We start from the raw sequence: 17,036 nt of genomic DNA, 5'->3' as shown, positions 1-17,036 counted from the left end.
GGGAATATGGGGAAAGGCGTAATCGTACTGGCCGCCGGGGGAACGGGCGGCCATCTGTTTCCGGCGGAAGCGCTGGCACATGAACTGAAGGCGCGCGGTTGGGACGTCCATCTGGCGACCGATGCGCGCGCGCAGCGTTTCGCTGGCGCCTTCGCGGAAGACCATGTTCATGTCATTCGTTCGGCGACGATCGCAGGACGCAACCCGATTGCGCTCCTGAAGACGTTCTGGTCGCTGTGGCAGGGCAATCTCGATTGCCGCAAATTGTTCCGTCGGCTGAAGCCAAAACTGGTTGCGGGCTTTGGCGGCTATCCGACGCTGCCGCCGCTTTATGCCGCCAGCAACATGAACATTCCGACCATGGTCCACGAGCAGAACGCTGTTATGGGCCGCGCCAATAAGGGCCTTGCGGGCCGGGTGAAAGCCATCGCCGGTGGCTTTTTGCCTGAAACAGGTGGCATCCATGCCGAGAAGACGGTCACGACCGGCAATCCGGTGCGTCCGCCTGTGCTGGTTGCAGCCGGAACGCCTTACAAGCCGGTCAAGGCGGAAGAACGTTTTCGCCTGCTGGTTTTTGGCGGCAGCCAGGGCGCGCAGTTCTTTTCGACCGCTATTCCCGCTGCCGTGGCCTTGCTGCCGGAAAAAGATCGCGCGCGGTTGCTGATCACCCAGCAGTCCCGCAAGGAAGACGAAGCCGCGGTGCGGGATGCTTACAAGAAGCTTGGCATTCCGGCGGACGTGGCGCCGTTCTTCAACGACATGCCGGCACGCATGGCCGATGCCCAATTCGTGATTTCACGTTCCGGGGCTTCCACCGTTTCCGAGATCACGGTCATCGGTCGCCCGGCCATGCTGGTGCCGTTTCCGCATGCGCTGGATCACGATCAGGCAGCGAATGCGGCAGCGCTCGCGGCAGTGGGCGGCGGCGAGGTCGTTCGCCAGTCGGAATTGTCGCCGGAACGCCTGGCGGGGATACTCCAGGCTGCGATGAATGAGCCACAGCGCCTCGAAGCACAAGCAAAAGCTGCGAAAAGCGTTGGCAAGCCGGATGCTGCGCGGTTGCTTGCCGATCTGGCAGAGGCTATTGCAGCGGGTAAATCTGTTCAGGAATTCAAAGAAGGAACTCGGCCATGAAAATGCCGCTGAATATCGGGCTCGTCCATTTCATCGGAATTGGCGGCATCGGCATGAGTGGTATTGCCGAAGTGCTGCATAATCTGGGCTACAAGGTACAGGGCTCGGACCAGTCCGACAGCGCCAATGTGCAGCGCCTGCGCGAAAAAGGCATTGAGGTCTTTGTCGGCCACAAGGCCGAAAACATTGGCGATGCTGAAGTCGTCGTCGTTTCGACCGCGATCAAGAAGAACAATCCCGAACTGATCGCCGCACGCGAAAAACTGCTCCCCATCGTGCGCCGCGCGGAAATGCTGGCCGAACTGATGCGCTTCCGGCATGCGGTTGCGATTGGCGGAACTCACGGCAAGACGACCACGACCTCGATGGTTGCGGCATTGCTAGATGCCGGGCACCTCGATCCGACCGTCATCAATGGCGGCATCATTAACGCCTATGGCACCAATGCCCGCATGGGCGATGGTGACTGGATGGTCGTGGAAGCGGACGAAAGCGACGGCACGTTTCTGAAGCTGCCAGCCGACATTGCGGTTGTCACCAATATCGATCCGGAGCATCTCGACCACTACGGCAATTTCGATGCCGTGCGCGCCGCTTTCCGCCAGTTCGTGGAAAATGTGCCATTCTATGGTTTCGGCGTGATGTGCCTCGATCATCCGGAAGTGCAGGCTCTGGTGAGCCGCATCGAGGATCGCCGCATCATCACCTACGGTCAGAACCCGCAGGCGGAAGTGCGTTTCGTCAATCACCGCATGGACGGTGCTGCGAGCCTGTTCGATGTCGTGATCCGCTCGCGCAAGGGCGAGGCGACCGAGATCAAGGATCTGCGCCTGCCTATGCCGGGCCAGCACAACGTATCTAACGCGACGGCGGCAATTGCGGTTGCGCATGAACTCGGTATCTCCGCCGACGATATTCGTCGTGGTCTCGGCTCTTTCGGCGGTGTGAAGCGCCGCTTCACCCATACCGGCACATGGAACGGCGTCGAGATATTCGATGATTATGGCCATCACCCGGTTGAAATCCGCGCGGTGCTGAAAGCAGCCCGTGAAGCCGCCAAAGGCCGTGTGATCGCCATCGTCCAGCCGCACCGTTTCACGCGTCTGGCAAGCCTGTTCGATGAATTTGCGGCATGTTTCAACGATGCCGATACGGTCATCGTGGCGCCGGTCTATACGGCAGGCGAAGACCCGATCGAAGGCGTCAATTCCGAGACACTGGTATCGCGCATCAAGACCGCAGGTCATCGCGATGCGCGTTATGCGAACGGCCCGGAGGCGCTGGCGCCATTGGTCGCGTCGATTGCGGAGCCGGGCGACTTCGTGGTGTGCCTCGGTGCAGGCAACATAACGCAGTGGGCCTACGCATTGCCGAAAGAACTGGCTGAACAGGGCAAGAAGTAAGATGGAAAGCGGCGAGACGCTTCTGAAAAAGCTCGACGGCAAGTTGTCGGGCCTGCGCGGCAGGCTGACAGCGGATGCCGGCATGGACAAGATTACCTGGTTTCGCGCTGGCGGACCGGCGCAAGTCCTTTTCCAGCCCGCTGACGAGGAAGACCTTTCCGCTTTTCTGAAGGCGGTGCCCGAAGAGATTCCGATCCTCGTTGTGGGCATCGGCTCCAACCTTTTGGTGCGCGATGGCGGCGTTCCCGGCTTTGTCGTGCGGCTCTCGGCCAAGGGTTTCGGCGAAGTCGAGCAGGTTTCCGACACGCAATTGCGGGCAGGGGCGGCAACGCCTGACAAGCGTGTGGCTGCGGCGGCGCTGGATGCAGGGCTTGCCGGATTTCATTTCTACCATGGCATCCCCGGCGGCATAGGTGGCGCGCTGCGCATGAATGCGGGCGCGAACGGCGTGGAAACGCGCGAGCGCGTCGTGGAAGTGCGCGCGCTTGACCGCAAGGGCGAGGTGCAGGTGCTTTCCAATACGGATATGGGCTACGCCTATCGGCATTCCTCGGCTTCGCCAGACTTGATTTTTACCTCCGTCCTGTTTGAGGGGATTGCGGGCGAGCGCGACGCAATCAGGCAGGCCATGGACGAGGTGCAGCATCACCGCGAGACGGTGCAGCCGGTGCGCGAAAAGACAGGCGGTTCGACCTTCAAGAATCCGGAAGGCACATCGGCCTGGAAGGAAATCGACAAGGCAGGCTGCCGCGGTTTGCGGGTCGGCGGCGCGCAAATGTCAGAGATGCACTGCAATTTCATGATCAATACAGGCACCGCAACGGGGCATGATCTGGAGACTTTGGGCGAAACGGTTCGCGCCCGAGTTTTTGAAAATTCGGGTATTCGCCTTCATTGGGAAATCAAACGTCTTGGTTTGTTCCGCGATGGCGAGCCGGTTGAAGAGTTTCTTGGAAAATTTTGATAAAAAAGTTGCCCGGATTTTCTACCTGATATTCCGGGCTTTTTTGCCTTCGCAAGCGACACGTAAGGTTCGTCCCTTCCTATAGGGTCTTGTCACGGAATCAATCCTCTGATTCTTTAGGGTTAACCACACAGTGATTTGATTCGGCAGGATTTTCCTGCCGCGGGTGCCTGCGGCCTGTGCTGCTGGGTTGCTCGGATTCTGTTTAATTGATGCGCAGGGGATTGCGCAGAGGGGATGCTAACATGACGGGAAAGCACGTTGCCGTTTTGATGGGCGGTTTCTCTTCGGAGCGTCCGGTAAGCTTGTCCTCCGGAGCGTCTTGTGCTGCGACCCTCGAAGAGTGCGGCTATCGCGTGACGCGTATTGACGTGGATCGCAATGTTGCCACCGTTCTTGCCGAGCTGAAGCCTGATGTTGTTTTCAACGCGCTGCATGGGCCGTTCGGTGAGGATGGCGCTATCCAGGGCGTTCTCGAATATCTCCAGATTCCCTACACGCATTCGGGCGTTCTCGCTTCGGCGCTGGCCATGGACAAGGATCGCGCCAAGAAGGTTGCCGCCGCCGCTGGCGTTGCCGTTGCTCCTTCGCTTCTGCTCAATCGTTTCGAGATCGGCGCCGAGCATCCGATGAAGCCGCCTTACGTGGTCAAGCCGGTGCGTGAAGGTTCCAGCTTTGGCGTTGTGATCGTCAAGGAGGATCAGGCCCATCCGCCGCAAATCATCAGCTCTGCCGAGTGGAATTACGGTGCTGAGGTTCTGGTCGAAAAATACATTCCCGGTCGCGAGTTGACCTGTTCCGTTATGGGTGATCGCGCCATGGACGTGTGCGAGATCATTCCCGTCGGGCATCAGTTCTACGATTATGATTCAAAATATGTTGCAGGCGCATCAACTCACGTGTGCCCGGCGAAAATTTTACCAAATATTTACCAAAAAATACAAACAATGGCCCTTACGGCGCATCGGGCAATCGGGTGTCGGGGCGTAAGCCGGTCAGACTTCCGTTTCGATGATCGTTTCTCCGAAGATGGCGAAGTTATCTGGCTGGAAATCAATACCCAGCCGGGGATGACTTCCACCTCGCTCGTGCCTGATATCGCCAGAGCGGCTGGTATCTCTTTCGGTGAATTGTTGAGTTGGATGGTGGAGGACGCGTCTTGTTTGCGTTGAACGGAAAATCGGACGGATACGGGCGCTCGGGCTCGATGCGGGATGCATCGGGTGCGATGGGTGCCGCTTTTGTCCTGCCCCGCTTCCTGCGCAAGCCGTTCCGCTTTGCCGTCCGCCTGTTTCAGGGCAATGTCAATATTCCGCGCCATGCTGGCACCGTCGGTATGCTGGGCTTCCTCGGTGCGACCGGTCTCTATGGCATGGCCGTCGGCGGTCATACGCCCGAGGTCGTCAAGGCAACAGCATCCACGCTTGGTTTTGCAATCGAGGATGTGAAGGTTGTCGGCAACAACGAGACCTCCGACATCGATATTCTTGGTCAGCTCGATCTCGACGGCGAGACGTCCCTTGTCGGCCTGAGCGCCGAAGAGGCACGCCAGTCCATCGACAAGCTGCCCTGGGTTGAAAGCGCGGAAGTCCGCAAGGTTTATCCCGGCACCGTTCTCGTGTCGCTGCGCGAGCGCAAGGCGTTTGCCATCTGGCAGAACGACAAGGATCTGTCCTTGATCGACGCTGCGGGCGACACCATCGTTCCGTTTCGTCCGGGCCGTTACAATTCGCTGCCTCTCGTGGTGGGTGAAGGCGCAGAAAAAAAGGTCAAGGGCTTCGTCGATGAGATTGCCGCCTATCCGGCGCTGGCCGGAAAGGTTCGCGCTTACGTCCGGGTCGGCGACCGTCGCTGGGACCTGCTTCTGGATAATGGCGTGCGCATCATGCTTCCGGAGACTGATCCGCTGAAGGCGCTGGCGCATGTCGAGAAGCTTGATCAGGAGCAGCATCTTCTGTCGCGCGATATCGCTGCGGTCGATCTTCGTCTCGAAGATCGCGTGACGGTGCAGCTGACGGCAAGCGGCATGGAGCAGCGCCAGAAATTTCTGGCAGAGCGTAAAAAAGAACTATCCCGCACGGGGAAACGCGTATGAGTATTCTGGGCGGCAAGGGGACATCACAAGGCGGGACTGCAGGGCGCAAGGTGCGCCTGTTAACGGTTCTGGATGTCGGGTCGAGCAAGGTTTCCTGCGTCATCGCGAGGTTGCGTCCGCATGAGGGCGGCGCACTGCTGCCAGGCCGCACGCACCGCATGGAAGTGCTGGGCATCGGCCATCAGCGTTCGCGCGGCGTCAAGTCGGGCGTCATCATCGATCTGGATGCGGCTGAACAGTCGATCCGTCTTGCGGTCGACGCCGCAGAGCGCATGGCCGGCCTGACCGTCGATAGCCTTATCGTCAATATTTCCGCTGGTCGCCTCAAGAGCGAAACCTTCACGGCAAGCGTCAATCTGGGCGGCCATGAAGTGGAGCAGACGGATATTCGCCGCGTTCTGGCGGCGGGCGCAAAGCAGGCGCTGGCCGCTGAACGTCACCTCGTCCATTCGCTGCCCGTCGGCTATACGCTCGACGGTGAGCGCGGCATTCGCGATCCGCTTGGAATGCTCGGCGACAGTCTCGGTGTCGACATGCATGTGCTGACAGCCGATGCTGCGCCGCTGCGCAATCTGGAGCTTTGCATCAATCGTTGCCATCTGTCGGTGGAAGCCATCGTTGCAACGCCTTATGCCAGCGGTCTTGCGGCTCTGGTCGGCGACGAGGCTGAAATGGGCGCGGCCTGCATCGATATGGGCGGCGGCACGACGACGATTTCCGTCTTCTCCGAAGGCAAGTTCATTCACGCCGATGCAGTGGCCATCGGCGGCACGCACGTTACGATGGATGTGGCGCGCGGCTTCTCCACCCGTATGGAAGACGCCGAACGCCTCAAGGTCATGTACGGCTCTGCGCTGCCAAGCGCTGCCGATGACCGCGACCTCATCTCGGTTCCGCCGATCGGTGACGATGAGCGTGATGTACCCAATCAATATCCGCGCTCGGTACTGACGCGGATTATCCGTGCGAGAGTGGAAGAGACGCTGGAACTGGTGCGCGACAGACTCAACCAGTCCGGCCTCGGACATATCGTCGGCAAGCGCGTGGTTCTGACGGGGGGCGCAAGCCAGCTGCCGGGAATGCCGGAGGCTGCCAGACGAATCCTTGCAAGAAATGTACGAATCGGGCGTCCTCTAGGAATAGCGGGATTGCCTGAGGCGGCTAAGGGGGCGGCTTTCGCCGCGACCGTTGGACTTCTGATTTACCCGCAGGTGGCCGGGATAGAAGAACGGTCGGTGAAAGCGGCTTCCTCCGGTCTCATGACCGGTACGGGTGGGCGCATTCAACGTGTCAGCCAATGGCTGAAAGAGAGTTTCTGAGTATCCAGTATTGTGTAAGCTGTTGAAATAGCGTGTTGAATTAGCGTGTCGACTTATTGGGGCGTGACCATCTGGGTAACAACCAATCCACACCGCGGCGGCGAAGCGGTGGTAAGGCTTAAGAGGAACAAGGACCTATGACTATCAATCTGCAAAAGCCGGATATCACCGAGCTGAAGCCCCGCATCACCGTATTCGGTGTCGGCGGCGGCGGTGGCAATGCGGTCAACAATATGATCAATGCCGGCTTGCGCGGCGTGGATTTTGTCGTGGCCAACACCGACGCTCAGGCTTTGACGATGTCGAAGTCCGAACGCATGATCCAGCTCGGCGCTGCCGTTACAGAGGGTCTTGGTGCTGGTTCCCAGCCAGAGGTTGGCCGTGCGGCTGCTGAAGAATGCATCGACGAAATCGTCGATCATCTGAACGGCACCCACATGTGCTTCGTGACGGCAGGCATGGGCGGCGGCACCGGTACCGGTGCTGCTCCGGTCGTGGCGCGTGCTGCTCGTGAACGCGGTATTCTCACCGTCGGCGTCGTGACCAAGCCTTTCCATTTCGAAGGCGCACGCCGCATGAAGACCGCCGATCTCGGCATCGAAGAACTGCAGAAGAATGTCGATACGCTCATCGTCATTCCGAACCAGAATCTTTTCCGCATCGCCAATGACAAGACTACCTTCGCCGATGCTTTCGCAATGGCTGACCAGGTGCTCTATTCGGGCGTTGCCTGCATCACCGACCTGATGGTCAAGGAAGGCCTGATCAATCTCGACTTCGCCGACGTTCGCTCGGTGATGCGCGAAATGGGCAAGGCAATGATGGGTACGGGCGAAGCGTCCGGCGAAGGCCGCGCGATGGCTGCTGCCGAAGCTGCAATCGCCAACCCGCTGCTCGACGAAACCTCGATGCGCGGTGCGAAGGGTCTCCTGATCTCGATCACCGGCGGTCGCGACATGACCCTGTTCGAAGTGGACGAAGCCGCGACGCGTATTCGCGAAGAAGTCGATCCGGATGCGAACATCATTCTTGGCGCGACCTTCGACGAAGGCCTCGAAGGCGTCATCCGCGTGTCTGTCGTCGCTACCGGTATTGATAAGCAGTTAGGAGACGCGGCGCCTGCGCCGCTGGAATTTCGCCAGCCGGTAAAGCAGACCGCACAGGCAAAGCCGATGGCTCCGCATGGCGCACTGCGTCCTCCGGTCGTTGAACAGCCGCGTCAGGTTGATCCGATTGCCCAGGCGATCCAGTCTGCTGAAGCTGAAATTCCCGCCGCACCGGCTGCACCTGCCGCTTCGGCAGAGCCGGAATTCCGCCCGCAGAGCCGCATCTTCCAGGCTCCGGCACCGGAATCCTTCGAACGCGCTCCGGTTGCCCGTGCGCCGATGCCGCAGGCTCCGGCTGCCCATCAGGCACAGGCCGTGCAGCAGCCGGCCTATCAGCAGCCGCAGATGCATGAACAGCCGGTTCGTGAACCGCGTCCTGCTCCGCGCATGCCAGCCGTTTCGGATTTCCCGCCGGTTGCACAGGCTGAAATCAATGCCCGTCGCGCTCCGCAGCAGCCTGTACAGGAAGAGCCGCGCGGTCCGATGAGCCTCTTGAAGCGTCTGACCCACGGTCTGTCGCGTCGTGAGGACGATCAGCCTGCGGCCCGTCTGGAACCGGCTCAGCACCGCGAACCCGGCATGCGCCCGGCTGAACGCCGCGCTCCACAGCAGGATTCGTCGATCTATGCACCGCGTCGCGGCCAGCTTGACGATCAGGGCCGCCCGCAGCCGCGCGCAGCTTCGGAAGAAGACCAGCTCGAAATCCCGGCCTTCCTGCGCCGCCAGTCGAACTGAGCCATTTCTGGCAATGAATATGAAAGCCGCGGGTAACTCCGCGGCTTTTCGTTTCTGTAAACAGAAACAGCACGTTCGTAAGAAAGCGTGATTTTGTTCAGGCCGCGCGAATTATTATCTTGATCGAAACGGGTATGGTTCGGGCGGCGGAGTTTTGTACACCCTTGCGTATTTCCTGTCGCAATTTTAGCTATATCTATCCATATAGACCCAAGAATTGCGAAATCGGTCGTTGAAATTCCTTTTGGGCGACCTGCACTCATTATATTCAGCAGATTGGAACTGTCTTGAGCGCTTATCAAAAGACAATTGGTCGTGCGGTTACGCTTTCAGGCGTCGGCGTTCATGGCGGAGCTCCTGCTTCGGCGACATTCTTCCCGGCGGATGCCGACACCGGCATCGTATTCCAGCGCTCCGACCTGAAGGGCAAGGCGCCCGAAGTGCGCGCCCATGTCTCGCAGATCGGTGCGACGGACCTTTGTACGTCTCTCGGGCCGAAAGAGTCCAAGATCGACACGGTGGAGCATCTCATGGCGGCAATCGCCGCTCTCGGGATTGACAACCTTGTCGTGGAAGTCGATGGCCCTGAAGTTCCCATTCTTGATGGTACCTCTGCGCGTTTTATCGAGGCTTTCGATGAAGCGGGTATCGTCACGCAGGAAGCGAAGCGCCGCTTTATCCGCATTTTGAAAACGGTCCGCGTCGAGGCTGGCGGCTCCTGGGGTGAGTTTCGCCCCTTCGCCGGCACGCGATTTGAGGTCGAGATCGACTTCGAGTGCCCGCTGATCGGCCGGCAGAAATTCGCGGACGATGTGGATGAGGCAACCTTTCGCAAGGAGCTTTCCACCGCACGCACTTTCGGTTTCATGAAGGACGTGGAGCGCCTCTGGGCTTCCGGCCATGCGCTTGGTTCGTCGCTCGACAATTCGCTCGTCATCGGTGACGATAATTCGGTCATCAATCCCGGTGGTTTGCGTTTCAAGGACGAGTTCGTCCGTCACAAGACGCTCGATGCCGTTGGCGATCTGGCCTTGGCAGGCCTGCCGTTCATCGGTTGCTTCCGCTCCTATCGCAGCGGCCACCGGCTGAATGCGGAAACCGTGAAGGCGTTGCTGTCGGACAAGTCGGCATTCGATATTGTCGAAGCTTCGGGTGTCCGCAAGAATTCAAGAGCCTCCGATTTCGTTGCCGTGAAGCCGAATATCGCTGCTCCCTGGGCGCTTTGATTTATAGCATGAAATGAGTGGGTATCGGCACATGGCCTTAATTGGGCCGTGTTCGCCGGTTCCCCTCGCAATTGAGTCGGTGCGCCGTTTCCGCGGTGGATTGATCGGGGAGTATCTACCCATGCGGGTGGTCAATACCGGGGACAATTCACACTGGTTACGGGTTTCGACGTGCCGTCCGGCGGATTCGGGCTACTAGACGATTGCCGATTTCGCCTGCATGTGGTTTATGGACGGCCAAAACAGCGTCAGCAATGTTCTTACATTGGCTGGAGCTGAATGTTTTGTATGGATGGAGCAGCCGTGCAGTGCTAGAAGCACGCAACTCCAAACAGGAATGACGCTGCCAGAAGGCCGGAGACCGCATGACGAGTTTCAAATTCAAGGGTGTGACGAAAACCGCGCTGCTTACTAGCGCTATCGCCGTTCTTATCCCGCTCGCCGGTTGTGCCAGCAAGGACGACGACATCGATCTCACCAAATATGTCGAGACGATCGATCCTGCCGACAAGCTCTACAATGAAGGTCTCGCCAATCTGGATGCAGGTCGCCTCGATGAAGCCGCGAAGAAATTCGCAGCCGTCGACCGCCAGCATCCCTACACGGAATGGGCGCGCAAGTCGCTCGTGATGGCTGCCTTCACCAACTACCGCAAGGGCAATTACGAAGAAGCGATCTCGATGGCGAAGCGTTACAACACGCTTTACCCGACTTCGCCGGAATCGGCCTATGCCTATTACATCATTGGTCTTTCCTACTTCCGCCAGATTCCGGACGTGACCCGCGACCAGGCCGCAAGCCGCCGCGCGATCGCCGCGATGCAGGAAGTGGTCGATCGCTTCCCGGATTCCGAATATACGGATGACGCCAAGGCCAAGATCCGCTTCGCCCGCGACCAGCTTGCAGGCAAGGAAATGCAGGTCGGCCGTTACTATCTGGAACGCAAGGAATATCTGGCAGCCATCAAGCGCTTCCGCGGCGTGGTGGAAGAATATTCCAACACCCGTCAGGTGGAAGAAGCACTCGCCCGTCTTGTCGAAGCCTATTATGCGCTTGGCCTGACCTCGGAAGCCCAGATGGCCGCGTCGGTTCTCGGCAAGAACTATCCGGACAGCCAGTGGTACAAGGACAGCTACAAGCTCCTGCAGAGCGGCGGTCTTCAGCCGCGCGAGAATGGCAATTCGTGGCTGGCCAAGGCTTCGGCGCTCATCACCGGCGGCGGCTCATAAGCTGAATCTCACATGCTGTCGCACCTGTCGATCCGCGATATTGTTCTGATTGAAAGGCTCGACATCGAGTTCAAGACGGGCTTGTCCGTGCTTACCGGTGAAACCGGGGCGGGCAAGTCCATCCTGCTTGATTCGCTTTCACTGGCTCTGGGCGCGCGCGGCGACGCCTCACTGGTGCGTCATGGCGCCGATCAGGGGCAGGTGACGGCGGTATTCGATGTGCCGGGCGGACATCCTGCCCGGAATTTTCTGCGCGAAAACGGTTTTGACGATGATGGCGACATCATCCTGCGCCGCCTGCAGATGGGCGATGGCCGCACGCGCGTCTTCATTAATGATCAGGCGGCGAGCGTCGCGCTCCTTCGCGACCTTGGGCGCAAGCTGGTGGAAATTCACGGCCAGCACGACGACCGCGCCCTGATCGATACCGATCTTCATCGTACATTGCTGGATGCCTTCGGTGGTCTCGAACAAGAGGCCGCGGTGGTTCGTGAGCGTCACAAGGCTTGGCGCGACGCAGAAACCGCACTTTCCAAACACCGCGCCCGCGTCGAACAGGCCGAGCGAGAAGGCGACTATCTGCGCTCTTCGGTCGAAGAACTGACGAAGCTCGATCCGCAACCCGGCGAAGAGGAAGAACTCGCTGAACGTCGCGCGATCATGATGAAATCCGAAAAAATCGCCGGTGACGTGAACGAAGCTGGCGAATTGCTGTCGGGACAGGGGTCTCCCGTGCCGTCGCTTGCAAGCCTTGTGCGTCGGCTGGAGCGCAAAATTCCGGAAGCGCCGCATCTGCTGGAACCGGTTTGCAAGGCAATCGACGAAGCGCTCAACAGCCTGGCTCTTGCGCAGGACGGCATCGATCATGCCATGCGCGAAATCGATTTCGATCCCCGCGTACTGGAACAGGTCGAGGAACGGCTTTTTGCGCTGCGTGCTGCCGCGCGCAAATATTCCGTTGCCGTGGAAGGCTTGCCCGCGCTGCGTGACAAGATGGATGCCGATCTTGCCGACCTCGATGCCGGGGCGGAAAAGCTCGTCCAGCTTGAAGGCCAGGCGAGCGAAATGCGTGCGGCCTATGATATGGCTGCCGCCAAGCTCTCCGCTTCGCGCAAGGAAACCGCAGAACATCTGAAGGCCGCTGTGATGGCCGAATTGCCTGCGCTCAAGCTCGAGCGCGCCGAGTTCATCGTCGAAATGACGACCGATCCGGAAGCCCGCGCGGCGGAAGGCATCGATACGGTGGAATATTGGGTGCGCACAAATCCGGGCACGCGGGCAGGGCCCATGATGAAGGTCGCTTCGGGTGGCGAGCTTTCGCGCTTCCTGCTGGCGCTGAAAGTGGCGCTTGCCGATCGCGGTTCTGCTCCGACGCTCGTATTCGATGAAATCGATACCGGCGTGGGCGGCGCTGTGGCGGATGCGATCGGCCAGCGCCTTGCACGGCTTTCGGGCCGTGTGCAGGTGCTTTCGGTTACGCATGCGCCGCAGGTGGCGGCGCGTGCCTCCACCCATTTCCTGATCGCCAAGTCGGCGACCAACGAAGACCGGATGGCGACTTCGATTCGATCCATCGGGGTGGACGAGCGGCAGGAAGAGATTGCCCGTATGCTCGCCGGCGCCAGCATCACCGATGAAGCGCGCGCGGCGGCGGAGCGTCTGCTTGCCGAAAATAGCGCGCTGGCCATTTAAAAGCCTGTCAGCAGTCATTGTGCACCTCGCTGTTTTCGTAGGCGTAATCATATTTCTTGTTTATGTTGGGCGAAACTGAATCAGCAGGTTTTGCTTCGCCTATGACCGATATTCCCGTCGAAAAACTGACCGAGCCTGAAGCCGTTTCCGAACTGGAGCGGCTGGCGCGTGAGATTGCGCATCATGATGAGCTTTATCATGCCAATGACCGGCCGGAAATTTCAGATGCGGAATATGACGCGCTGAAGCGGCGCAACGATGCAATCGAAGCGCGCTTTCCGCATCTGGTGCGGACAGATAGCCCGTCCTTGCGGGTCGGCACTGCGCCGGTTTCCAAATTCGCCCCGATTGTCCATGCGCGCCCGATGCTTTCGCTCGGCAACGCGTTTTCGGATGAGGACGTGCGTGATTTTGTCGGCAGCGTCTACCGATTTCTGGGGCAGTTGCCGGATAATTCCATCGCTTTTACCGCCGAGCCGAAGATCGACGGCCTTTCCATGTCGATCCGTTACGAGAACGGAGTTCTGGTCAGCGGCGCAACACGCGGCGACGGCACGACCGGTGAGAATGTGACCGCGAATATCCGCACCATTGCCGAAATCCCGAACAGGCTACCGGCTGGAGCGCCGTCCGTGGTGGAAGTGCGCGGCGAGGTCTATATGGCCAAGAGCGATTTCCTCGCGCTCAATGAGCAGATGGCCGCTGAAGGCAAGCAGACCTATGTGAACCCGCGCAACACGGCAGCGGGTTCGTTACGCCAACTGGACGCCAAGGTGACGGCGAGCCGAAAGCTGAAGTTCTTCGCTTATGCCTGGGGTGAAATGTCGGACATGCCCGCCGACACGCAGATGGGCATGGTCGAGATGTTTCGCGAGTGGGGATTCCCGGTCAATCCGCTGACAAAGCGGCTTCACGGGGGGGACGAATTGCTTGCGCATTACCGTGCCATTGGGCTCGAACGACCGACGCTGGACTATGATATCGACGGCGTGGTCTACAAGGTCGACCGGCTCGATCTGCAGACGCGGCTTGGTTTCCGCTCGCGCAGCCCGCGATGGGCCATTGCGCACAAGTTTCCGGCAGAACAGGCGACGACGATCCTGCGCGATATCGACATTCAGGTCGGGCGAACCGGCGCGCTGACACCGGTGGCGCGACTGGAGCCGATCACGGTCGGCGGGGTGGTCGTCACCAATGCGACGCTGCACAACGAAGATTATATCAAGGGCATCGGTCTCAAGGGGGAGCGTATCCGCGCGGACGAGCATGACATTCGCCTTGGCGATACGGTCATTGTGCAGCGCGCAGGTGACGTTATCCCGCAGATTGTCGATGTTGTACTGGAGAAGCGTCCGGTCGATGCCGTGCCGTTCCATTTCCCGCATGAATGCCCGGTCTGCGGGAGCCACGCGGTGCGTGAGGAAGGCGAGGCGGTCTACCGCTGTACCGGTGGCCTGACCTGTGCGGCGCAGGCGGTCGAGCGCATTCGCCATTTCGTATCGCGCAATGCCTTCGATATCGAAGGTCTTGGCGAAAAGCAGGTTGAGTTCTTCTTCCACGCCGAGGACGACAGCCTGAAGATCAAATCGCCTGCGGATATCTTTACGCTGCAAAAGCGGCAGGCGGGTTCGCTCAAGAAGCTTGAGAACATCGAAGGCTTCGGCGCGACTTCCGTGAAGAAGCTTTACGATGCAATCAACGACCGGCGCGAGATTGCGCTCAACCGCTTTCTGTTCGGCCTCGGCATCCGTCATGTCGGCGAAGTCAATGCCAAACGCTTCGCCCGAGCCTATCTGTCTTATGCCGCGTTTGAAAAAGCTGCACTGGAAGCCGTCCCGCCGAAAGAAGGCGACCGTACAGACAAAGGTAATGAAGTCTGGCAGGACCTGATCGCGGTAGAGGGCATTGGTTCCATTGTTGCCGAGGCGGTCGTGGATTTTTATGCCGAGCCGCATAACCGCGAAGTGCTGACGGCTCTTCTGGCGGAAGTGACGCCGCTTGATGAGGCGGCGCGCGTTGCCACCGGTTCGCCGGTGGAAGGCAAGACGGTGGTGTTTACGGGCAGTCTGGAGCGTATGTCGCGCGATGAGGCCAAGGCCATGGCAGAACGCTATGGGGCAAAGACCGCCGGATCGGTATCGAAGAAGACCGATCTTGTGGTGGCTGGACCGGGTGCGGGCTCCAAGCTTGCGAAGGCATCGGAGCTTGGCATCGAAGTCATCAACGAAGATGCCTGGTTCAAGCTGGTCGGAGAAGAATAATGGCCCCGTTCAACGGTTTTGGCGAGAAAGCGATCCCGTTTCTGAAAGCTCTGGATTTTCACCAGAACCGCGAATGGTTCGTGGAGAACAAGGAACTTTTCGAGCAGCAATTGAAGGAGCCGCTTGGCGATCTTGTCGAGGAACTGACGAGCCGGTTCGAAAAGGCCGGTCTGCCGTTCAAGGGCGACCGGGTGAAATCGCAGTTCCGTATCAAGCGTGACACGCGGTTTTCAAAGGATAAGGCTCCCTATAATCGTCATCTGTCCGCATTGCTGTCGCAATCGGGCACGAAATGGGACGAGAGCGGATGCTTCTATGTCTGCATCGGCTTGCCGGGTGTGCGCGACAGCTACGCCTGTGTCGCGTGGTGGGGACCGAAGAAAGAACTGCTCCAAGCCATACGCAACTCTATCGTCGAGAAGCCGGAAGAATTCCGCGCCATGGTCGCGAAACTCAAGAAAAACGGTTTGAAGATCAGCGACTACGACCGGCTGAAACGAACGCCGCGAGGTTTTGAAGCCGTCACCGACGACGATCTGCTGGAAGCCATCCGCAATCGGCATTACTCGGTGCGGATGGAAATCGATCCTGAAACGATTACCCGTGCCGATCTGGCGGATCGTCTTGTCGATTTCACCGAACGGGCTCGTCCACTGGTGGACTGGATGCACAAAATCGAAAAGACTGTTCCACAACAATCATGATCATTCATGAATGCATCAGCGGGATTTATGAGTGATGCCCAAATGCGGCATCGCCGTTTAATAGTATGATTTTTTGGGAAATCATATTCCAACGGGCAGCAGAATTTCATAACTACTCTTCATTCGGAGGAGTAAGTATTCGTGAATCAGACTTTTCGGCCCGGAAGGGCTTCAGCGCGCGCCGATATTGTTGACGGTGTCCGGCGTGGACTTCCGCTTGTCGTCGCAGGAGCGCCATTTGGCTTGCTGTTCGGCGCGCTGGCTGTCGATAACGGCTTGTCGCTTTCCGAAGCGGTGTTCATGAGCGCGATCATCTATGCCGGTGCCAGTCAGATGGTGGGGCTCGATCTCTTCAGCCAGAATATTGCGCCGTGGATGATCGTCATGTCGATCTTCGCGGTCAATTTCCGGCACGTGCTCTATTCGGCGACGACAGGTCGCCGCATCCGTCACTTCAAGCTATGGCAAAAGGCGCTGGCTTTTTTCGTTCTGGTGGACATCCAGTATGCGGAAGTCGAACAGCGTGCGGAAGCCGGCAAGCCGGTCACCTTCGCCTGGTACATGGCCCTCGGGCTCACCTTCTATCTGACCTGGGTTCTGGAAGCGCTTATCGGTGGATTGTTTGGCAATCTGATTACCAACCCCTATGCCTTCGGCATCGACTTTCTTTTGCCAATCTATTTTCTCGGCATGGTCATGAGTTTCCGCCATCGCCAGAACTGGCTGCCTGTCGTTATAGCCAGTGCGATTTCTGCGGTCGCAGCCTACAAATTCGTGGGGTCTCCGTGGCATGTTTCGCTGGGCGCGCTTGGCGGAATTGCGCTGGCGGCGATTATCGCAAAACCACGCGAAGGGGAGGCATAAATGTCCACCACGATCTGGATCATTCTTGCAAGTGCGCTCTGTACCTATCTTACCCGCATCGGCGGGCATCTGGTCCTGTCACGCTTCAGCCATGTGCATTATCGGGTGGAAGCGGCGCTCAACGCTGTGCCTGCGGCTGTTCTGACGGCCATTGTGGCCGCACCCGCTTCAGATCACGGCTGGCGGGAACTGCTCGTGTTGGCGGTGTGTATCGTGCTCTCGCTGCGGCTCAGCATGATGACAATGTTCTTTGCGGGCGTAGCGCTCCTGATAGTGCTACGCCATTTTGCTGCGTGAAAGTGCT

14 protein-coding genes are annotated in these 17,036 nt (G+C 59.0%); all 14 read left to right on the top strand.

Annotated elements, in window-relative coordinates:
* Positions 1 to 6: 6 nt before the first annotated feature.
* The gene (gene murG / locus ABWW28_RS11975; RefSeq protein ID WP_021586881.1) at positions 7 to 1,134 is read left to right on the top strand and encodes an undecaprenyldiphospho-muramoylpentapeptide beta-N-acetylglucosaminyltransferase; all 1,128 of its coding nucleotides are present in this window, start codon (positions 7 to 9) and stop codon (positions 1,132 to 1,134) included.
* Positions 1,131 to 2,537 (top strand): UDP-N-acetylmuramate--L-alanine ligase, encoded by a 1,407-nt coding sequence (gene murC / locus ABWW28_RS11970; RefSeq protein WP_006467220.1) that lies wholly within the window; start codon positions 1,131 to 1,133, stop codon positions 2,535 to 2,537. The genes murG and murC overlap by 4 nt, the downstream gene beginning before the upstream one ends.
* 1 nt (position 2,538) lies before the next feature.
* On the top strand, positions 2,539 to 3,501 hold the full coding sequence (gene murB, locus ABWW28_RS11965) for a UDP-N-acetylmuramate dehydrogenase (protein ID WP_021586880.1): 963 nt from the start codon (positions 2,539 to 2,541) through the stop codon (positions 3,499 to 3,501).
* Between the two features lie 245 nt (positions 3,502 to 3,746).
* Complete coding sequence (locus tag ABWW28_RS11960) at positions 3,747 to 4,673, top strand: D-alanine--D-alanine ligase (RefSeq protein WP_025090506.1); 927 nt, start codon at positions 3,747 to 3,749, stop codon at positions 4,671 to 4,673.
* Positions 4,661 to 5,596, top strand: coding sequence for a cell division protein FtsQ/DivIB (locus ABWW28_RS11955; protein WP_025090505.1), 936 nt, complete (start codon positions 4,661 to 4,663; stop codon positions 5,594 to 5,596). Before ABWW28_RS11960 ends, ABWW28_RS11955 begins: the two co-directional genes overlap by 13 nt.
* A complete protein-coding gene (gene ftsA, locus ABWW28_RS11950) occupies positions 5,593 to 6,915 on the top strand; it encodes a cell division protein FtsA (RefSeq protein WP_006467216.1) in 1,323 nt (440 codons plus the stop codon). Before ABWW28_RS11955 ends, ftsA begins: the two co-directional genes overlap by 4 nt.
* A gap of 137 nt (positions 6,916 to 7,052) precedes the next feature.
* Positions 7,053 to 8,756, top strand: coding sequence for a cell division protein FtsZ (gene ftsZ, locus ABWW28_RS11945; RefSeq protein WP_006467215.1), 1,704 nt, complete (start codon positions 7,053 to 7,055; stop codon positions 8,754 to 8,756).
* A 287-nt stretch (positions 8,757 to 9,043) separates the two neighbouring features.
* Positions 9,044 to 9,982 (top strand): UDP-3-O-acyl-N-acetylglucosamine deacetylase, encoded by a 939-nt coding sequence (lpxC, locus tag ABWW28_RS11940; RefSeq protein WP_021586877.1) that lies wholly within the window; start codon positions 9,044 to 9,046, stop codon positions 9,980 to 9,982.
* Positions 9,983 to 10,347: 365 nt separating this feature from the next.
* Positions 10,348 to 11,211 (top strand): outer membrane protein assembly factor BamD, encoded by an 864-nt coding sequence (locus ABWW28_RS11935; protein ID WP_021586876.1) that lies wholly within the window; start codon positions 10,348 to 10,350, stop codon positions 11,209 to 11,211.
* A 12-nt stretch (positions 11,212 to 11,223) separates the two neighbouring features.
* Positions 11,224 to 12,903, top strand: a complete 1,680-nt coding sequence (gene recN, locus ABWW28_RS11930; RefSeq protein ID WP_021586875.1) for a DNA repair protein RecN — start codon at positions 11,224 to 11,226, stop codon at positions 12,901 to 12,903.
* 101 nt (positions 12,904 to 13,004) lie between these two features.
* Positions 13,005 to 15,164 (top strand): NAD-dependent DNA ligase LigA, encoded by a 2,160-nt coding sequence (gene ligA, locus ABWW28_RS11925; RefSeq protein WP_025090504.1) that lies wholly within the window; start codon positions 13,005 to 13,007, stop codon positions 15,162 to 15,164.
* Positions 15,164 to 15,868: a DUF2461 domain-containing protein gene (locus tag ABWW28_RS11920; RefSeq protein ID WP_021586873.1), complete on the top strand. Its 705-nt coding sequence runs from the start codon at positions 15,164 to 15,166 to the stop codon at positions 15,866 to 15,868. The genes ligA and ABWW28_RS11920 overlap by 1 nt, the downstream gene beginning before the upstream one ends.
* 141 nt (positions 15,869 to 16,009) lie before the next feature.
* Positions 16,010 to 16,732: an AzlC family ABC transporter permease gene (locus ABWW28_RS11915; protein WP_021586872.1), complete on the top strand. Its 723-nt coding sequence runs from the start codon at positions 16,010 to 16,012 to the stop codon at positions 16,730 to 16,732.
* Positions 16,733 to 17,029 carry an AzlD family protein gene (locus ABWW28_RS11910; protein ID WP_021586871.1) on the top strand — a complete coding sequence of 99 codons (297 nt, stop codon included), beginning with the start codon at positions 16,733 to 16,735 and terminating at the stop codon, positions 17,027 to 17,029.
* The last annotated feature ends 7 nt before the right edge of the window (positions 17,030 to 17,036 follow it).

The sequence above is a fragment of the Brucella sp. NBRC 14130 genome (assembly GCF_040371715.1).
In the GTDB taxonomy this organism is placed as follows: domain Bacteria; phylum Pseudomonadota; class Alphaproteobacteria; order Rhizobiales; family Rhizobiaceae; genus Brucella; species Brucella intermedia.
Note: the sequence above shows the minus strand (reverse complement) of the source record. Positions and strands in the feature narration are given on the sequence as shown.